Raw genomic sequence first — 17,032 nt, 5'->3', positions numbered from 1 at the left:
GGAGAGAAGATGAAAAAGGGATTACTGGCGTTGTTGTTGGTGGCCTCTGCGAGCCACGCCGCGATTGATTTACAGGCTAACGAGCAGCCGCTGCCGGTGACGGTGGATAAGCAGGCGGTGGCGAAGATCCCCGCGAACTACAAGTTTGTCGAACCGGGCACCTTAACCGTCGCTATTTCGGCCCTCAACTCGCCGCCGCTGGCGCTGCTGGCCAGCGATAACCGCACCCGCATCGGCAGCGATCCGGATATCGCCCGGCTGCTGGCGGGCAGCCTGGGTTTAAAACTCAAGCTGGTGCCGACAGCGTGGGAGGACTGGCCGCTGGGCATCACCTCCGGGCGCTACGACGTGGCGCTGGTCAACATTGCGGTGACCGAGCAACGCAAACAGAAGTTTGATTTTGCCACCTATCGCGTCGATAACCTGGCCTTCTCGGTGAAATCCACCAGCGAGGTGCAGTCGATCAACAGCGCTGCCGATCTGTCCGGTAAAAAGGTGATTGTCGGCTCCGGCACTAACCAGGAGCGCATTCTGCTAGGCTGGAACGAGGAGAACAAAACCGCCGGACGCGAGCCTGCGCTGCCGGTCTACCTGACCGACGACGCCTCCGGCAATCTCTATATTCAGTCCGGCAGGGCGGATGTGTTCTTCGGCCCGCAGTCGGTTTCCGCCTACAAAGAGGCCCTGACCGGCAAAACCCGGGTGGTGGGCTTAGGGCCGAAGAAGGCGTATGTCGCCACCACCACCAAAAAAGGCAACGAGCTGGTATATGCCCTACAGGCCGCGCTCGACGGGGCCATCCAGCGGGGTGACTACCAGAAGGTGCTGGCCCGCTGGGGCGAGCAGGGCGAAGCGGTGGCGCAGTCGGAGGTCAACCCGCCCGGGATAACCTACTGAGGCTGCTCTACACTTAAGGCTTTGACCGAGGTATAGCCGATGATCAAAGTCTATGGCGTTCCCGGCTGGGGCTCAGCCATCAGCGAAGTGATGCTGACCCTCGCCGACATTCCGTATCAGTTTATCAACGTCGACGGGTTCGATAAGCCTGGCGAAACGCGTGAGCTGCTGGAAAAACTCAACCCGCTGTGTCAGGTCCCGACGCTTGAGCTGGAAAATGGCGAGATCATGACGGAAACGGCGGCGATTGCCCTGATGATCCTCGATCGCCGTCCCGATCTGGCCCCTCCGATCGGGAGTAGCGAGCGTCAGCAGTTTCAACGCCTGCTGATCTGGCTGGTGGCTAACGTCTATCCCACCTTCACCTATGCCGACTACCCGGAACGCTGGGCACCGGATGCCCCGGAGCAGTTGCAGCATAACTGCCGGGAGTACCGTAAATCGCTCTACCTGTGGCTGGATAACCACCTCAAAGCCACGCCGTACGCCTTTGGCGAGCAGATCACCCTTATCGACTGCTATCTGTGCGTGATGCGCATCTGGGGACCGCGTCCGGACTGGTTTGCCGCCAACACGCCGAAGATCACCGCCATTGCCGATAGCGTGGGTAAGCTCCCGAAACTGCACAAGGTGCTAAAAGACAACGACATACTCTGCTAGTCTGGAACCATTACTCAAAAGGAGCCCTGCCCATGCCACACGTTGATATTAAATGTTTTCCCCGCGATCTGAACGACGAGCAAAAAACCGCCCTGGCGGCGGATATCGCCGAGGTGATTACACGCCATCTGAACAGTAAAGATCGCTCTATTTCCGTGGCCCTGAACGAAGTCCAGGAAGCCGACTGGAAAGCGCAGGTCTGGGATACGGAAATTGGCCCGAAGCTGGATGAGCTGATTAAGAAGCCGGGTTATTCGATGTAAAAGCGTAAGTTATTCCCTCATCGTTGCGGTGAGGGAATAAAGACTGATTAAACCGTACTGGTATTTACCCGCTTGCCAATATCTTTCAGCTGAGAATATTTTTCCAGCAACTGCGGTCCGTCATCCAGACTCATTGCAAACATCCACATATAGGTCATTACCGAATAGATATGACCGGCATCCAGTCCGCCTTTGAACGACATGGTCAGGATGGTGCTGGCGAATAAAATGGCGGTCACCGTGCCGATGGCTAAATAGCCAAAAGCTTCCCGATCTGACAGTTTAACTCTGAGTCGCGCCAGCACATCGTAGTGCCTGGAGAGCGATGTCCTGGAGGCGTTGTTCACAAACGCCACCTCTTTTTCCAGCCGGTCGTTCAGTCTCAGGAATAACGCTTCGTTCCTGCGGGTAAATCCCGGTAAAAACAGGGCAAAGAAGACCAGGATAAGCAGACAGGCGACGCCGGTCCAGAACTGCAGCAGGAGCAACATCACCGCAGCGCCGATGATGGACGCGACAGAGGTCACCAGCACCGGCAGATGTTTCTCGAAGAAATCGACAAATTCACGCGACAGCGCCACGCGGGCAGCAATCGTCGACGCGCTGTGCTGCTCTTCACGTTGCGCAAGGATGACCGGAACCGCCAGTTCGGCATAGATGCGCGCAAAGGTGCGGGTGTCGATACTGCGTCTTGCCGCGCCGATCGCCCACATCACAAACACCATCACCGCATACAGCACGGCATGTAACGCCTGGCCGGAGATGATGGCGTTGATCGCAAACCCAGCCAGCAGGGGATAAAGCAGCATGGTGATGTTTTCAGCTGCCACCAGTAAGAAGGTCAGGACGAGTTTTCGGCTATGGCGTTGGCCCAGCAGTTTGAGCGTTTTGACCGCACTATTTGAGACTGCGGCAGGAGCCGCATTTTTTAAGGTAAGCATACAATTTTCTGTTAAGATAAATTTGAGCGGTTGCTCAAATTTGTAGGGCGAGTCTATTTGAGCACTTGCTCAAAGTCAACGTGGGCGTGTAGATGAAAGAAGCAAAAGAGGCGGTAAAAGCCAGGATTCTGGACGGGGCGATCGCATTATTTCTGGAGAAGGGGATCGCTAACGTCACCACGCGTGAGTTGACCGAGTCGTTAGGGATCTCTCGCAGCCATATTTACCATTACTTCAGCAACTGGCAGGCCCTGTGTATTGCCGCGCTGGATCGTTTTATGCGCGACGAACTGGAGACATTTACCCGTGAGGTGGCGTCGTTACCCTCCACGCAAAAAATGGAGCGCCTGGTGATCGATTTTTTACCCTTTGAGCCGGATGCCGCCTGGCAGCTGTATGGGTCAACGTGGCAGTTAGCGCTGCATAATGACGTTTACGCTGAATTTGTGGAATCCATCACGCAAGCATGGAACGAAATCGTCCGCGGCATTATTGAGGAGGGCGTAGCGAATGGGAGCTTTCGCGAGTGTGACGTCAGCCGCACCACGCGACAGCTGATTTCACTGTTGAATGGTTATGACGAGTTTCTCGGGGTCAGGCCTTCGGCAGAAAAGTGCGCCATGGTTGAAGCCGATATCGCCGATTTTATCCAACGATTTATTTATAAGGCGTAGGTCCGTGCTCTCGTAGGCCGGGTAAGGCGCAGCCGCCACCCGGCATTGCTGACCGCACACCACTAAACATACAGCTCCGGATGCGCCTCCAGCATCGCCAGCATATTATCCCGAATCTCATCCTGCGCGCCGGCCATCCACACCGCCTCGAGCGGCATCCCCATCTTTTCCGCACCGTTCAGCTTCACAAATTTCACTCCCGGCATCAGATAGCGGCTGCTCCAGGCCGGGACAATCGCCAGCCCAATCCCCGCCGCCACCAGGTTGATGATGGTCTGCTTCTCGTCCGCCATCTGTGACACTGTCACCTCAATCCCGGCGGTATGAAACAGATTCATGGTCAAATCATGGCTGTGCGGGCGGGAACGCCGCTCCGGCAGGATCATCGGCATGCCTTCCAGCTCGGCAATATCGACGGTTTCCCGGTCGGCAAACGGGTGGCTGGCAGGCAGAGCCAGAATCCCCGGCTCATTGCAGAGAAACGCCCGGCCAAACTGAGCGTCGAGCTGCGCGGGAGGGCGAATAAACACCAGATCCAGCCTGCCGCTTTTCAGTTTCGGCAGCAGATGGACGGTCTTATCCTCAAAGAGCTGGATCTCCACCGTCGGGTAGTGCTGGCGGAACAATTGTAGCAATCCCGGCAGCAATCCGATGGCCGCGCTGTCGATGGTGCCGACGCGCAACAGCGGCTGTGAACGGCGAGGATTTTGACGAAATTGCAACATAATCGCGTCGGCATGAGCGAGCAGTTTACGTGCCTCTTCCCGCAGCAATACCCCGTTCTCGGTGAGCGCCACCCGGCGGGTCGAACGGGTAAACAGCCGGGTGCCAAGTGTCTCTTCTAAAAGGCGAATATTCCTTCCCAGGGCAGAGGGCAGCATATCCAGTTTTTGGGCCGCCTGACCGAAATGCAGGGTTTCGGCTACCGCCAGGAAACAGCGCAGGTGTTTTAGTTCCATTTTGGCTCGCTCGCGATTATTGCATTTTTTTGTATAAACCGATGCGCATGATCATGCAAGAAATATCAGCATACTCATCAAGGCAGCCCGACTGCGTACCCTACAAAATAATTATGAGGAACACCTCACATGACCTGCACAATCGAACAACGGGTAATGCGCAAGATCACCTTGCGCATCGTCCCCTTCATCATGCTGTTGTACTTCATCGCCTTCCTCGACCGCGTCAACATCGGCTTCGCGGCGCTGACCATGAACGCCGATCTCGGCTTCTCCCCGGCGGTCTTCGGCTTTGGCGCCGGGATTTTCTTCCTCGGCTACTTCCTGTTTGAAGTCCCGTCCAACCTGATCCTGCACAAGGTCGGGGCCCGCATCTGGATTGCCCGGGTGATGATCACCTGGGGGCTGGTCTCCGGTGGGATGGCCTTTGTCCAGGGCACCACCAGTTTCTACACCCTGCGTTTCCTGCTCGGGGTGGCGGAAGCAGGCTTCTTCCCGGGGATCATCCTCTACTTAAGCTACTGGTTCCCGGCGCAAAAGCGCGCCCAGGTGACAGCAATCTTTATGGCTGCAGCGCCAATCTCTACCGCGCTTGGCTCGCCGATCTCCGCCGCACTGCTGGAGATGCACGGCCTGATGGGCTTTGCCGGCTGGCAGTGGATGTTTGTCCTCGAAGCGGTACCGGCGGTGATCCTCGGCGTGGTGGTGCTGTTCTGGCTCACCGATCGCCCGGAAAAGGCGAAATGGCTCAGCGAAGAGGAGCGCGGCTGGCTGATTTCCACCCTGCAACGTGAGCAGGCCGCTAAACAGGGCACGGCGCAGCACAGCGTCTGGAAAGGGCTGCTGGATAAACGCGTTCTGGCCCTGTCGCTGGTCTACTTCGGCACCTCCGCCGGGCTCTATACCCTCGGCATCTGGTCGCCGCAGATCATCAAAACCCTCGGCGTCTCCTCGATGACCGTCGGCCTGCTGAATGCGATCCCGGCGGTGATGGCGGTGGCGGCGATGGTGCTCTGGGCGCGTCATTCGGACAAAACCGGCGAACGCTCGTGGCACGTAATTGCGGCCTGTATCGTCGCGGCGGCCGGGCTGTTTATGGCGGGCAGTACGGCGAGCATCGTCGGGGTGATCCTCGCGCTGACCATCGTTAACTGCGGCATCAGCGCCTCTAAACCACCGCTGTGGAGCATGCCGACCCTGTTCCTGTCCGGGTCGGCGGCCGCGGCGGGTATCGCCACCATCAACTCACTCGGCAATCTGGGCGGCTTTGTTGGTCCGTTCATGATTGGTCTGATTAAGCAACAGACCGGGAGTTACACCTGGGGGCTGTGGTTTGTCGCCGGGCTGCTGATCCTCTCTTCACTCGTGGTGCTGTGGCTCTCGGCGTCCAGCCGCAAGGCGCAGGCCAACGACACATTAATTCAGTCAAAACATTAATTCAGTCAAAACATTAATTTAAGGAATAACAGATGAAAGATTACGCCATTGCAGCTATCCCCGCAGACGGTATCGGCCCGGAAGTGATCACCGCGGGTGTGGAAGTGTTACACGCGCTGGCCCAGCGTCAGGGCGATATGCGTTTCTCGGTGCATACCTTCGAGTGGGGCTCGGATTACTACAAAACCCACGGAGTGATGATGCCGGAAGACGGGCTGGAGCAGCTGAAAGCCTTCGACGCCATCTATTTTGGCGCGGTGGGGGCTCCGGACGTACCGGATCACATCACCCTCTGGGGGCTGCGCCTGCCTATCTGTCAGGGCTTCGATCAGTATGCCAACGTCCGTCCGACCAAAATCCTGCCGGGCATTCAGTCTCCGCTGCGTAAGGCGGTGCCGGGCACCCTCGACTGGGTGATTGTGCGTGAGAACTCCGAGGGGGAATATTCCGGCCATGGCGGTCGCGCGCACCGCGGCCTGCCGGAAGAGGTGGGCACCGAGGTTGCGATTTTCACCCGCACCGGGGTGACGCGCATCATGCGCTACGCCTTCCGTCTGGCGCAGACCCGTCCGCGTAAGCTGCTAACCGTGGTCACTAAATCCAACGCCCAGCGTCACGGGATGGTGATGTGGGACGAGATCGCCGCCGAAGTGGCGCGCGAGTTCCCGGACGTCACATGGGACAAAATGCTGGTGGATGCCATGACCGTGCGCATGACCCTTCATCCGGAGTCGCTGGACACCATCGTGGCGACCAACCTGCACGCCGATATCCTCTCCGATCTGGCCGGTGCCCTGGCGGGCAGTCTGGGGGTGGCCCCGACCGCCAACATCGATCCCGAGCGCCGCTTCCCGTCGATGTTCGAACCGATCCACGGCTCGGCGTTTGATATCACCGGCAAAGGCATCGCCAACCCGGTCGCCAGCTTCTGGACCGCGGCGCAGATGCTTGAGCATCTGGGCGAGGGCGAGGCCGCCATTCGCCTGATGGCCGCGGTGGAAAAAGTATGTGCTGAGGGCATCATGACCCCGGACGTGGGCGGCACGGCCAACACCCGCGAGGTTACCCAGGCGGTGATCCGCGCCATCGCAGAAGGCTGACCTATGGCACAACACGACGACAGCGCCCTGCGAGGGGCGCTTACTGAGATCTTCATGGCGGCGGTGAAAAGTGCCGACCCCCATGAAGCGCTGCTCAAAGCCCTGCCGGAGAAACCGCGTGGGCGTTGCATCGTGGTCGGGGCAGGGAAAGCCAGCGCCGCCATGGCTGCCGCGCTGGAAGCCGCCTGGCCGGATGTCGATCTGCAGGGCGTGGTGGTCACGCGCTACGGTCATGCGGCACCGACGCAAAAAATCCGCATCGTCGAGGCGGCGCACCCGGTCTCGGATGCGATGAGCGAAGTGGCCTCGATGCTGATGATGGAGCAGGTCAAAAATCTTACCGCCGACGACTGCGTCATCGCGCTGATCTCCGGCGGCGGCTCATCGCTGCTGGCTCTGCCGCGCAAGGGGATCACCCTGGCCGATAAGCAGGCGGTGAACAAAGCGCTGTTGAACAGCGGGGCGACCATCCACGAGATGAATACCGTCCGCAAGCAGTTGTCGGATATTAAAGGCGGACGGCTGGCACTGGCGGCCAGACCCGCCCGGGTGATCACCCTGATTATCAGCGATGTGCCCGGCGACGATCCCCAGAGCATCGCCTCCGGCCCGACGGTGGCGGACAGCTCCACGGCGGAAGAGGCGCTGGAGATTATCGCCCGCTATGGCCTGGAGCTGCCGGAGCCGGTGTTGCGGGTGCTGAACACGCCGCGCGCGCCGGTGACTGCTAAGGAGATAGACGACGATATCCGCCTGATCGCCACTCCTTCCGGTGCGCTGGCCGCCGCTGCAGCCGTAGCGCAGCGGATGGGCTACACCCCGTTGATTCTGGGGGATGCCCTGGAGGGCGAAAGCGCTCAACTGGGGATTATGATGGCCGGGATCGCCAAATCGGTGAAGCAGCACGGCCTGCCGGTCAAAGGCCCGGCGGTGCTGCTCAGCGGCGGAGAAACCACGGTCACGATTGGGAACGCAGGTGCCGGACGCGGCGGGCGTAATACCGAGTTCTTGCTCGCGCTGGCCTGCGCCCTGAAGGGCGAGGCGGGGATTTACGCCATCGCCGGAGACAGCGACGGGATTGACGGCACCGAAGATGCGGCGGGAGCGATTGTCACCCCGGATACGCTGGGTCGTACTTCGCTGGATGCGAAGGCGATGCTGCGCGGGCATGACAGTTACAGCTACTTTGCCGAAGCGGGCGATCTGGTGGTGACCGGCCCGACGTTAACCAATGTGAATGATATTCGGGTGATAGTGATCACCTGACGTGGGTTATGCCGGGCGGCAGCTGCGCTTTGCCCGGCCTACCACACCGATCCCGTAGGCCGGGTAAGGCGTAGCCGCCACCCGGCGTTGTTGTTTCGGAGCGGCTTGTTCCCCCTCACCCTAACCCTCTCCCTCAAGGGAGAGGGAACCGTTTGTGCCTCACCCGGCGTTGCAGCGCGGCCTGGTTCCCTCTCCGTAAATCACCCGTCCCCCCTTTGACAGGGCACTACACTGATCTACATACCTGCACGCGCTACCCCAGCGCGTGATTGTCATGTCCATTGAATAAGGATGCATCATGATCCGGTCCATTCCTCTCGAGCGTTATCGCAACATCGGTATCTCGGCGCATATCGACGCCGGTAAAACCACCACCACCGAGCGCATCCTGTTTTATACCGGGGTGAGCCATAAGATGGGGGAGGTCCACGATGGCGCGGCGATCACCGACTGGATGGCGCAGGAGCAGGAGCGGGGGATTACCATCACCTCGGCGGCGGTAAGCTGCTTCTGGTCCGGGATGGACCGCGGGTTTGAGCCGCACCACATCAACATCATCGACACCCCCGGGCACGTCGATTTCACGATTGAGGTGGAGCGCTCCATGCGGGTGCTGGACGGGGCGGTGATGGTCTATGACTCCGTCGGCGGGGTGCAGCCACAGTCAGAAACCGTCTGGCGGCAGGCCAATAAGTACCGGGTGCCGCGCATCGCCTTTGTCAACAAGATGGACCGTCCGGGGGCTGACTTCTTCCACGTAGTGCAGATGATGATCGACCGGCTGAAAGCCCACCCGGTGCCGATTGTGATCCCTATCGGTGCCGAGGAGCACTTCACCGGGGTGGTGGATCTGATCCACATGCGGGCCATCATCTGGGATGACGCTACTCAGGGGATGACCTTCAGCTATGCCCCGGTGCCGGACGATCTGCAGGCCACCGCCAAAACCTGGCGGGAGAAAATGGTCTCAGCGGCGGCGGAAGCCAGCGACGAGTTAATGGATAAATACCTCGAAACCAACGAACTCGACGAAGCGGAAATTATCCGCGGCCTGCGCAAACGCACGGTAGCCGGGGAGATCCAGCCGATGCTCTGCGGCAGCGCGTTTAAAAACAAAGGGGTGCAACGGATGCTGGATGCGGTGATTGAGCTGATGCCATCCCCCCTCGACGTGCCCGCCATCGACGGCGTGGATGAAAAGGGGCAACACGCCGAACGTCACCCCAGCGATGACGAACCCTTCTCAGCGCTGGCGTTCAAGCTGATGTCCGACCCCTACGTCGGGCAACTGACCTTTATCCGCGTCTACTCCGGGGTGCTGAAAAAAGGCGATGCGGTGTTTAACCCGGTGAAGGGTAAGAAAGAGCGCATCGGGCGCATCGTGCTGATGCATGCCAACGATCGCCACGACGTCGAGGAGCTGCGGACCGGGGATATCGCCGCCTGCGTCGGACTGAAGGATGTCACTACCGGTGACACCCTGACCGACCCCGGGGCAGTGATCACCCTCGAGCGGATGGAGTTCCCGGACCCGGTGATATCCCTCTCCATCGAGCCGAAAACCAAAGCCGATCAGGAGAAAATGGGCATCGCCCTGCACCGGCTGGCGGCGGAAGATCCCTCTTTCCATCTGCATACCGATGAAGAGTCCGGCCAGACCATTATCTCCGGGATGGGGGAGCTACACCTGGAGATCATCGTCGACCGCATGAAGCGCGAGTTCGGTGTCGAGGCCAATATCGGCCGTCCGCAGGTCACCTACCGGGAAACTATCCGCAAAGGGGTGAGCGACATCGAAGGTAAGTTTGTTCGCCAGTCCGGCGGGAAAGGGCAGTACGGCCATGTGGTTCTGAGCCTCGAGCCGCAGGCGCCGGGCAGCGGTTTTGCCTTTGTCGATGCCACCAAGGGCGGGGTGGTGCCGCGGGAGTACATTCCATCGGTGGAAAAAGGACTGCGGGAGGCGATGAACAGCGGCGTGCTGGCGGGTTATCCGGTGGTCGATATCAAAGCGACCCTGACCTTTGGCTCCTATCATGACGTCGACTCCTCGGAGATGGCCTTCCGCATGGCGGCGATCTTCGGCTTTAAGGACGCGGCGCGCAAAGCCGATCCGGTGATCCTCGAGCCGATGATGCACGTCGAGGTTGAAACCCCGGAAGAGTACGCCGGGAATATTATGGGGGATCTCTCCTCCCGACGCGGGCTTGTGCAGGGGATGGAGGAGCAGTTCGGCAGCCAGATTATTCGCGCCGACGTGCCGCTGGCGGAGATGTTCGGTTACGCCACCACGCTGCGTTCCATGTCTCAGGGACGGGCCACCTACAGCATGGAGTTCCACCATTACGCCGAGGCGCCGCGTGTCGTGGCTGATGAGATCATCGCCGGGCGGTCGAAAAAGTAGATCCTGGGGTGAACCATGAAGCGTCTGCATCTTGCTCTCGCCGCACTCATGGCACCCCTTACACTGCTGGGGTGCGTGGTGATGTCCGGCACCAGCCGCACTGACTTTTCCGCCACGAAGCAGGCGGATTTAGTCTTTATCGGCCTGCCTGCGCCACTGAACTGGCTGGCGGCGGGGATGCAGGGCACCACCTTTCCGGTCTCAAGCCAATTTTCCCTTACCGCCGCCCATGTCGCCGTGCCGCTGCTCAAGCCGGTGAGGGCGCAACATCCTGTTTGCGATGTGGCGGTGATTGGCGATAACAACCGCGGCAAGATCGTGCATCAGCTGGCGTACGCCAGGGTCGGGCGCAACGTGACTCTGTTCGGCTACAGCGCCATCAACAGCCTGCCCAAATCCAGCATGGGGAAAATCGACGGCTTCGTGAAACGTGACGGCTGTTACTACGGCATCATCACCGGCGCGGGGGCGGTATCCGGCATGTCCGGCGGGCCAGTGGTGGACAGCATGACCGGGGAGACGGTGGGGATCATCACCAACGTCATCCCCGGCAAAGGGGCGGTGGCATTCGTCGCGGTACAGGATTTTACTAACCTGCTGGACCGGCTGCGTATTCCCTATAAGAGTTACTGACCCGGCGCTTTGACCTGCTTCCCGCTGGTCACAAAGGTTCCCGCGCCGAGATGGTGCAGGGTATTGCGCTTATCGTCGTCAAACTGCCATCGCCCGTTTACGAATGCCCGTTCATCCGCTGCGGCAGAGACCACCTCGCCAAACAGGGTGTCATACTTTTCCGCCGCCGAGGTGGCAGGCAGCAGACGGCACTCCATCCACGCCAGACACTTCTCCTCAATCACCGGTAGCCCCAGCACCGGGCCGTTGAACGCCGGAATGCCGTAGCAGTTGAACTTATCCTCATCCCGGCCGCTGACGCTGCCCACTGCATACGTCCAGTTGGTGGCCGCCACGCCGGGAATGACGATCCCGAACCTGCCGCTGCGCTCGATCAGATCCCGCGACCAGGCGCTTTTATCCACCACGATGGCGATCCGTGGCGGCTCGAACTCCACCGGCATTGACCAGGCGGCGGCCATCACGTTGCGGCGGTCGATGGTCTCGTCGCGGCTGGTGATCAAAACGGTCGGGCCGTGATTCAACAGGCGGCTGGCGTGCATTAACTCAACGGGGCGGAAGTGGCTCATCGATTTTCCTCATAAATAGCGTCAGAGCATTAAACGGCTGAAAGCCATTGGAAATCAAGCTGCAACAAATGCGTAATTTATTCGTCACACAAGCTGCCTACAGTGGCGAGCATCAAATCCCAAAGAGGATAACAATATGCTCACTTCCATCACGCTCAAAGGCGTCTCGTACGCTTTTGGCGCGAACACCGTTTTGAATCAAATCGATCTGAATATCGAGCCGGGTAGCGTGGTTGCGCTGCTGGGGCCGTCGGGCTGCGGCAAAAGCACCCTGTTGCGTCTGCTGGCGGGGTTAACCCAGCCCGCAGAAGGGGAGATCCATTTTGGCGATCGCCTGGTGGCGAAAACCGGATGGGCCTTACCGCCGGAAGCCCGGGACATCGGCATGGTGTTCCAGGATTACGCCCTCTGGCCGCACATGACCGTGGCACAGAACGTGTCGTTCCCACTGCGAATGCGCCATATCCCGCGTCAGGAATGCGACCGCCGGGTAGCGCAGGCGCTGGCCCGCGTCGGGTTAAGCGATTTCGCCGACCGCAAACCGGCCGGGCTCTCCGGCGGCCAGCAACAGCGCGTGGCGCTGGCCCGGGCGATTGTCGCCGAGCCGCGGGTGCTGCTGTTTGACGAGCCGCTATCCAACCTCGACAGCGAACTGCGTGGCACCTTGTGTCACGAGATGGCCACGCTGCTGCGCCAGCTCGGCACCACCGCCGTCTATGTTACCCACGACCGCCGGGAGGCTGAAATTCTGGCCGATCGCATCGTGCATTTGTCTGCTGGCAGCGTCGCTGCCGATCGTTTGATTACATCCTCAGGGGAGTTCGCATGAAAGCTGCAATGTCCGTTAAAAAAGGAGTGCTGTTAGCCATGGCGTTATCGTCCGTTATGATGTCCAGCGCCCACGCGCTGACCGTCTACACCGCAGGCCCGGGGTCGCTGGCTAAAAGCCTCGCCAGCGGTTTTGAAAAGAAAACCGGCGTGAAGGTGGATATCTTCCAGGCGACTACCGGCAAAGTGATGGCCCGCCTTGAGGCGGAGCAGGCGAATCCGCAGGCCGATATTCTGATCTCCGCCTCCTGGGATACCGCAGAAGATCTGCATAACCGCGGCTGGCTGCTGCCGTACCAGAGCGCCAATGCGGCGAAGGTGCCTGCGGATCTGAAATCTGACGACTACGTCGCGCAGGGCATTTCGGCGTTGGGCATCGTCTGGAACACCAAAAGCGGCACCCCGGAGCCGAAAGAGTGGCGCGATCTGACCACCGGGGCCTTCAAAGATAAAGTCACTACCCCGGACCCGGCGCTGTCCGGCGCGTCGCTCGATCTGCTGATCGGGCTGCAAAATGGGATGGGCGATAAGGCCTGGACCCTGTTTGATGAGCTGAAAAAGAATGGCATGGTGGTCAGCGGCCCGAATGCCCAGGCGGTGACGCCGGTGATGCAGGGGGCCAAAGCGGCGGTGTTTGGCGCGGTGGACTATGTGTCGTATGGCAACATCAGCCAGGGCGAATCCCTGAAGGTGATCTTCCCGGCCAGCGGGACGGTGATTGCCCCGCGTCCGATGATGATCCTTAAATCCACCCAACACGCGGAGGATGCCAAAGCCTTCGTCGATTACGTCCTGTCGCCAGAAGGCCAGGCGATGGTGGCCGATGCCTGGCTGATGCCGGCCCGTGGCGACGTGCAGGCTAAACGCCCGCTGCTCAACGATTTGAAAATCCTGCCGACCAAAAGCGACGGTACCAGCGAACGCAGCGATATCCTCAAGCGTTTCAACACGCTCTTCACCTTATAATCACCTGACGGGGGCAACCCCGTCTTCAGGACTGTTTTGTGAACCCTAAATTCTTGTCGGTGACGACGCTGGCGCTGCTGGTGATCCTGGTGGCGTCTCCGCTCACGTTTATTCTGCTGCAGGCGGTATTTCCGCAGTTCAGCGCCGGCGTTTTCGCCGGGGCCTTTAGCGGCGTCGCGACGCTGCTGACCGAGCCGCAACTGCCCACCATGCTGGGCGGTACGCTACAGGTGGCGGTCGGCGTGGCGCTGGTCAGCGCATTGATCGGTTTTCCCCTCGGCGTGGCGCGCGGGCTGCTTAATCTGCCGCTGCCCCGGCTGTGGGATCTGCTGTTTCTGATCCCGTTTTTAACCCCGCCCTATATCGCCGCGCTGTCGTGGATGCTGGTGCTGCAAACCAACGGCTATCTGCAACAGCTTACCGGCCTCAACCTGAATAATCTGCTGTTCAGCCAGACCGGGATCGTGCTGGTGATGGCCCTGAATATCTTCCCGGTGGTCTATTTTGCGGTGTCGCGTAGCCTGCTGGCCAGCGGACAACGGCTGGCGCTGGTGGCGCGGGTACACGGGGCCAGCCCTGGCCGGGCCTTCTGGCATATCACCCTGCCGATGCTGTCGCCGTCGCTGGCGGCGGGGATGCTGCTGGCCTTCACCCTGGCGATTGAAGAGTATGGCGTGCCCGCGGCGCTCGGGACCCGTGCCGGGGTACTGATGCTCACCACCGATATCGAGAAAAAACTCGCTGAATGGCCGATCGATCTGTCGGGGGCGTCGATGCTCTCGGTGGTGCTGGTGACCATCGCCCTGAGCGCCTGGTGGCTGCAGAAAAAGCTGACCGGCAATCAGGACGTGACCAGTATTACCGGCAAACCGACGGAGAACATGGGCGCGGATGCGGGGGGCTTTACCCTGCCGATAGTAGCGCTGCTGGCCCTGACCGGGTTTATCGCGGTGATCCTGCCGGGAGCCTCCATGGCCTTGTCCGGGGTGCTGGGCACCTTATCGGGCGGAGTGACGCTCGCCAATCTGACTACCTCCCACTATGCGGCGTTGTTCAGCCAGCAGGGGGATGCCCTGTCGGCGCTGGGCACCAGCCTGTCGCTGGCCCTTGGCGCGGCCTGTATCACCGGCCTGCTCGGGCTGCTGGCCGCCTGGCTGGTGGTGGTGCAGAAGATCAAAGGCCACGGGCTGGTGGATGCGCTGTCGCTGATGCCTGCCGCGCTGCCCGGCGTGGTGGTCGGGGTGGGGCTGATCCTGCTGTGGAACCAGCCGTTCTGGCCGGTCTCACCTTACAACAGCTGGGCGATCCTGCTGCTCTCCTATTGTTGCCTGCTGCTGCCGTGGCCGGTGCGCTATGTCGGCAGCGCGCTGCGCCAGCTGGGGGGCAACCTCGAGCCTGCCGCGCGGGTGCATGGCGCGTCGGCATTGCAGGCATTGCGCTTTATCGTCCTGCCGCTGGTTTCTCCGGCAATGCTGGCGGCGATGCTGATGGTGTTTGCCATCGCCTCGCGGGAGCTGGTTACCTCGCTGCTGCTGGCCCCGGCGGGGACGCAGACCGTGTCGGTATTCATCTGGCGGCAGTTTGAGCAGGGATCGGTCGGGCAGGGAATGGCGATGGCGACCCTGACGCTGCTTACCGGGCTGGTATTAATGCTCACGGCGCTGGGGATCATGCAGCGCTCGGCTCGGGGATAAAAAGCACTTTTGCGACAGTGGACGGGTAAAAATAGTTTATAAACAAGGGAGACTGTAAAAGGAAACTGATTATGACCCCGTTTTTAAGCGCCTATTTCGCCCGTACCGGCTGGCAGCAGCCGGTCTCTGTGGACATCAACACCCTGCGGGCGCTGCATTTGCAGCACAACAGCGCCATTCCGTTTGAAAATATCGATGTGGTGCTGCCGCGGGAGATCCAGCTCGATGAGCAATCCCTGGTGGATAAGCTGGTCACCGCCCGACGCGGGGGCTACTGCTTTGAGCAGAACGGCCTGTTTGAGCGGGTGCTGCGAGAGGTGGGCTTTAACGTCCGCAGCCTGCTGGGCAGGGTAGTGCTGGCGAATCCGCCCCACATGCCGCCGCGCACCCATCGTCTGCTGCTGGTGGAGCTGAACGATGAACGCTGGATCGCCGATGTCGGTTTTGGTGGGCAAACGCTGACCGCGCCGATTCGGTTGATCGCCGAGGAGGAGCAGGCGACGCCGCACGGGGTCTACCGGCTGATCAACGATGGCCAGGACTGGGTGCTTCAGTTCCGCCATCATGACAACTGGCAGTCGATGTATCACTTCGATCTTGCCGCCCAGTATCAGACCGATTACGTGATGGGCAACTTCTGGTCCGCACACTGGCCGCAGTCCCATTTTCGTCATCATCTGCTGATGTGCCGCCATCTGCCGGACGGTGGCAAACTGACCCTTACCAACCTGCACTTTACCCACTGGCAGGACGGGCACGTAGTGGAGCAGATTAATTTGCCGGATGCCGGGGCGCTGTATCAGCTGATGCAGGAGCGGTTCGGGCTGGGGGTTGACGATCCGAAGTACGGTTTTTCGCTGGCAGAACTGACGGCGGTGATGGCCGGGTTTGAAACCCATCCGCAGGCGGGGAAATAGGGCGGGAAGGGGCGTTAGCCCCTTTCTGTTAGCCGATTAAAACCTTAGCGCGCATTCTCACGGCATCCAGTTCTTCGGCGGTTGCCGTTCCCTTTTTCACCGCGTTACGCGCCCGCCAGTCCAGATTTTTAATCTGATCGGCGAGGGCGACGTTGCGGCGTGAACCGCTAATAACCACTTCGAAGGGATAATTTTTGATCTGCGACGTGAGCGGACAACAGAGCATTAAACCGGTACGTCCATTGTAGGTGGCGGGTGAAATAACCAGCGCCGGGCGATGTCCTGCCTGTTCATGTCCTGACTGCGGATCAAAATCCAGCCAAACGATATCGCCCGCTTCCGGGATGTAGTCCATTACAGCAGCTCCTTACCTTGCGGTTCCCCGAAGGTGACTTCGTGATGCAGATTGTCGTCGGTGATCGCCGCGAGCAGCGATTCCAGCGTCGGTTCGTCCTTTCTGACCGGTGTCAAAATAATACGTCCTTCTTCGTCTACGTTAACGTTCACCACATCGTCAACGTGCAGTTCTGCCTCACGCATAACCGCGACAGGGAGCCTGACGGAAGGGCTGTTACCCCATTTTTTAACGGTGACCTGCGGCATAAAAACACTCCAGATGTTGATACAAAGTATCGCCATCTTAGGCGGGGTCATTCTGGTGTGTCAACATTGTCGATACAGTGGAAATGTTGCAATGCCGGGCGGCGCTGTTGTGCGGTTTGATGCCCTCACCCTAACCCTCTCCCACAGGGAGAGGGAACAAACATCAAAAACGGCAACGGGGTTGCCGTTTTGCTTTTACCTCCGCCACCCGGCGGGATGTATTG

At 60.0% G+C, this 17,032-nt stretch carries 18 protein-coding genes; 13 read left to right on the top strand and 5 right to left on the bottom strand.

From position 1 onward, the window contains the following. Positions 1-9 precede the first annotated feature (9 nt). Genes G7090_RS11565 through pptA form a run of 3 tightly spaced genes read left to right on the top strand, consistent with a single transcriptional unit; the run spans position 10 to position 1,820 of the window. A complete protein-coding gene (locus tag G7090_RS11565) occupies positions 10-897 on the top strand; it encodes a transporter substrate-binding domain-containing protein (RefSeq protein WP_166182503.1) in 888 nt (295 codons plus the stop codon). 39 nt (positions 898-936) lie between these two features. Beyond that, the gene (locus tag G7090_RS11560; RefSeq protein WP_166182502.1) at positions 937-1,557 is read left to right on the top strand and encodes a glutathione S-transferase family protein; all 621 of its coding nucleotides are present in this window, start codon (positions 937-939) and stop codon (positions 1,555-1,557) included. A 32-nt stretch (positions 1,558-1,589) separates the two neighbouring features. Beyond that, positions 1,590-1,820 (top strand): tautomerase PptA, encoded by a 231-nt coding sequence (gene pptA, locus G7090_RS11555; protein ID WP_039028695.1) that lies wholly within the window; start codon positions 1,590-1,592, stop codon positions 1,818-1,820. A 47-nt stretch (positions 1,821-1,867) separates the two neighbouring features. Here pptA and G7090_RS11550 read toward each other — a convergent pair whose 3' ends face one another. Beyond that, complete coding sequence (locus G7090_RS11550) at positions 1,868-2,761, bottom strand: ABC transporter six-transmembrane domain-containing protein (protein WP_166182501.1); 894 nt, start codon at positions 2,759-2,761, stop codon at positions 1,868-1,870. Between the two features lie 92 nt (positions 2,762-2,853). Here G7090_RS11550 and G7090_RS11545 point away from each other — a divergent pair, with 92 nt between their 5' ends. Continuing rightward, positions 2,854-3,435, top strand: coding sequence for a TetR/AcrR family transcriptional regulator (locus tag G7090_RS11545; RefSeq protein WP_166182500.1), 582 nt, complete (start codon positions 2,854-2,856; stop codon positions 3,433-3,435). A 62-nt stretch (positions 3,436-3,497) separates the two neighbouring features. Here the strand turns inward: G7090_RS11545 and G7090_RS11540 are convergent, their stop codons facing one another. After that, complete coding sequence (locus G7090_RS11540; protein WP_166182499.1) at positions 3,498-4,394, bottom strand: LysR family transcriptional regulator; 897 nt, start codon at positions 4,392-4,394, stop codon at positions 3,498-3,500. A 129-nt stretch (positions 4,395-4,523) separates the two neighbouring features. Here G7090_RS11540 and G7090_RS11535 point away from each other — a divergent pair, with 129 nt between their 5' ends. From G7090_RS11535 to G7090_RS11515, 5 genes are all read left to right on the top strand, one after another. Beyond that, entirely contained in the window at positions 4,524-5,831 is a 1,308-nt protein-coding gene (locus G7090_RS11535; protein WP_166182498.1) for an MFS transporter, read from the top strand. 32 nt (positions 5,832-5,863) lie between these two features. After that, positions 5,864-6,931: a tartrate dehydrogenase gene (locus tag G7090_RS11530; RefSeq protein WP_166182497.1), complete on the top strand. Its 1,068-nt coding sequence runs from the start codon at positions 5,864-5,866 to the stop codon at positions 6,929-6,931. Positions 6,932-6,934: 3 nt separating this feature from the next. After that, on the top strand, positions 6,935-8,197 hold the full coding sequence (locus tag G7090_RS11525) for a glycerate kinase (protein WP_166182496.1): 1,263 nt from the start codon (positions 6,935-6,937) through the stop codon (positions 8,195-8,197). Between the two features lie 298 nt (positions 8,198-8,495). Further along, the gene (fusA, locus tag G7090_RS11520) at positions 8,496-10,598 is read left to right on the top strand and encodes an elongation factor G (protein WP_166182495.1); all 2,103 of its coding nucleotides are present in this window, start codon (positions 8,496-8,498) and stop codon (positions 10,596-10,598) included. Positions 10,599-10,613: 15 nt separating this feature from the next. Beyond that, positions 10,614-11,231 (top strand): trypsin-like peptidase domain-containing protein, encoded by a 618-nt coding sequence (locus tag G7090_RS11515; RefSeq protein WP_166182494.1) that lies wholly within the window; start codon positions 10,614-10,616, stop codon positions 11,229-11,231. Here G7090_RS11515 and G7090_RS11510 read toward each other — a convergent pair. Next, positions 11,225-11,800: a flavin reductase family protein gene (locus G7090_RS11510; RefSeq protein WP_166182493.1), complete on the bottom strand. Its 576-nt coding sequence runs from the start codon at positions 11,798-11,800 to the stop codon at positions 11,225-11,227. The genes G7090_RS11515 and G7090_RS11510 overlap by 7 nt on opposite strands. Positions 11,801-11,936: 136 nt before the next feature. Here G7090_RS11510 and G7090_RS11505 point away from each other — a divergent pair, with 136 nt between their 5' ends. From G7090_RS11505 to nhoA, 4 genes are all read left to right on the top strand, one after another. Continuing rightward, positions 11,937-12,629 (top strand): ABC transporter ATP-binding protein, encoded by a 693-nt coding sequence (locus G7090_RS11505; protein ID WP_166182492.1) that lies wholly within the window; start codon positions 11,937-11,939, stop codon positions 12,627-12,629. Next, positions 12,626-13,594: an ABC transporter substrate-binding protein gene (locus tag G7090_RS11500; RefSeq protein WP_166182491.1), complete on the top strand. Its 969-nt coding sequence runs from the start codon at positions 12,626-12,628 to the stop codon at positions 13,592-13,594. The genes G7090_RS11505 and G7090_RS11500 overlap by 4 nt, the downstream gene beginning before the upstream one ends. 38 nt (positions 13,595-13,632) lie before the next feature. After that, the gene (locus tag G7090_RS11495; protein ID WP_166182490.1) at positions 13,633-15,288 is read left to right on the top strand and encodes an iron ABC transporter permease; all 1,656 of its coding nucleotides are present in this window, start codon (positions 13,633-13,635) and stop codon (positions 15,286-15,288) included. Between the two features lie 71 nt (positions 15,289-15,359). Beyond that, positions 15,360-16,205, top strand: coding sequence for an N-hydroxyarylamine O-acetyltransferase (nhoA, locus tag G7090_RS11490; protein WP_166182489.1), 846 nt, complete (start codon positions 15,360-15,362; stop codon positions 16,203-16,205). 28 nt (positions 16,206-16,233) lie between these two features. Here the strand turns inward: nhoA and mazF are convergent, their stop codons facing one another. Continuing rightward, the gene (mazF, locus tag G7090_RS11485) at positions 16,234-16,560 is read right to left on the bottom strand and encodes an endoribonuclease MazF (RefSeq protein ID WP_106992912.1); all 327 of its coding nucleotides are present in this window, start codon (positions 16,558-16,560) and stop codon (positions 16,234-16,236) included. Next, positions 16,560-16,808: an AbrB/MazE/SpoVT family DNA-binding domain-containing protein gene (locus G7090_RS11480; protein ID WP_059307895.1), complete on the bottom strand. Its 249-nt coding sequence runs from the start codon at positions 16,806-16,808 to the stop codon at positions 16,560-16,562. Before G7090_RS11480 ends, mazF begins: the two co-directional genes overlap by 1 nt. Between the last annotated feature and the right edge of the window lie 224 nt (positions 16,809-17,032).

The organism is Leclercia sp. 29361, assembly GCF_011290365.1.
GTDB lineage: Bacteria > Pseudomonadota > Gammaproteobacteria > Enterobacterales > Enterobacteriaceae > Enterobacter > Enterobacter tamurae.
Note: the sequence above shows the minus strand (reverse complement) of the source record. Positions and strands in the feature narration are given on the sequence as shown.

What these genes read in the sequence shown, in the direction of transcription:
- G7090_RS11510 (WP_166182493.1), bottom strand. Translation starts at nt 11,800, where the DNA reads ATGAGCCACTTCCGCCCCGTTGAGTTAATGCACGCCAGCCGCCTGTTG.
- G7090_RS11500 (WP_166182491.1), top strand. Translation starts at nt 12,626, where the DNA reads ATGAAAGCTGCAATGTCCGTTAAAAAAGGAGTGCTGTTAGCCATGGCG.
- G7090_RS11540 (WP_166182499.1), bottom strand. Translation starts at nt 4,394, where the DNA reads ATGGAACTAAAACACCTGCGCTGTTTCCTGGCGGTAGCCGAAACCCTG.
- G7090_RS11525 (WP_166182496.1), top strand. Translation starts at nt 6,935, where the DNA reads ATGGCACAACACGACGACAGCGCCCTGCGAGGGGCGCTTACTGAGATC.
- G7090_RS11535 (WP_166182498.1), top strand. Translation starts at nt 4,524, where the DNA reads ATGACCTGCACAATCGAACAACGGGTAATGCGCAAGATCACCTTGCGC.
- G7090_RS11505 (WP_166182492.1), top strand. Translation starts at nt 11,937, where the DNA reads ATGCTCACTTCCATCACGCTCAAAGGCGTCTCGTACGCTTTTGGCGCG.
- nhoA (WP_166182489.1), top strand. Translation starts at nt 15,360, where the DNA reads ATGACCCCGTTTTTAAGCGCCTATTTCGCCCGTACCGGCTGGCAGCAG.
- mazF (WP_106992912.1), bottom strand. Translation starts at nt 16,560, where the DNA reads ATGGACTACATCCCGGAAGCGGGCGATATCGTTTGGCTGGATTTTGAT.
- G7090_RS11565 (WP_166182503.1), top strand. Translation starts at nt 10, where the DNA reads ATGAAAAAGGGATTACTGGCGTTGTTGTTGGTGGCCTCTGCGAGCCAC.
- G7090_RS11515 (WP_166182494.1), top strand. Translation starts at nt 10,614, where the DNA reads ATGAAGCGTCTGCATCTTGCTCTCGCCGCACTCATGGCACCCCTTACA.
- G7090_RS11480 (WP_059307895.1), bottom strand. Translation starts at nt 16,808, where the DNA reads ATGCCGCAGGTCACCGTTAAAAAATGGGGTAACAGCCCTTCCGTCAGG.
- G7090_RS11550 (WP_166182501.1), bottom strand. Translation starts at nt 2,761, where the DNA reads ATGCTTACCTTAAAAAATGCGGCTCCTGCCGCAGTCTCAAATAGTGCG.
- G7090_RS11545 (WP_166182500.1), top strand. Translation starts at nt 2,854, where the DNA reads ATGAAAGAAGCAAAAGAGGCGGTAAAAGCCAGGATTCTGGACGGGGCG.
- G7090_RS11560 (WP_166182502.1), top strand. Translation starts at nt 937, where the DNA reads ATGATCAAAGTCTATGGCGTTCCCGGCTGGGGCTCAGCCATCAGCGAA.
- G7090_RS11530 (WP_166182497.1), top strand. Translation starts at nt 5,864, where the DNA reads ATGAAAGATTACGCCATTGCAGCTATCCCCGCAGACGGTATCGGCCCG.
- pptA (WP_039028695.1), top strand. Translation starts at nt 1,590, where the DNA reads ATGCCACACGTTGATATTAAATGTTTTCCCCGCGATCTGAACGACGAG.
- fusA (WP_166182495.1), top strand. Translation starts at nt 8,496, where the DNA reads ATGATCCGGTCCATTCCTCTCGAGCGTTATCGCAACATCGGTATCTCG.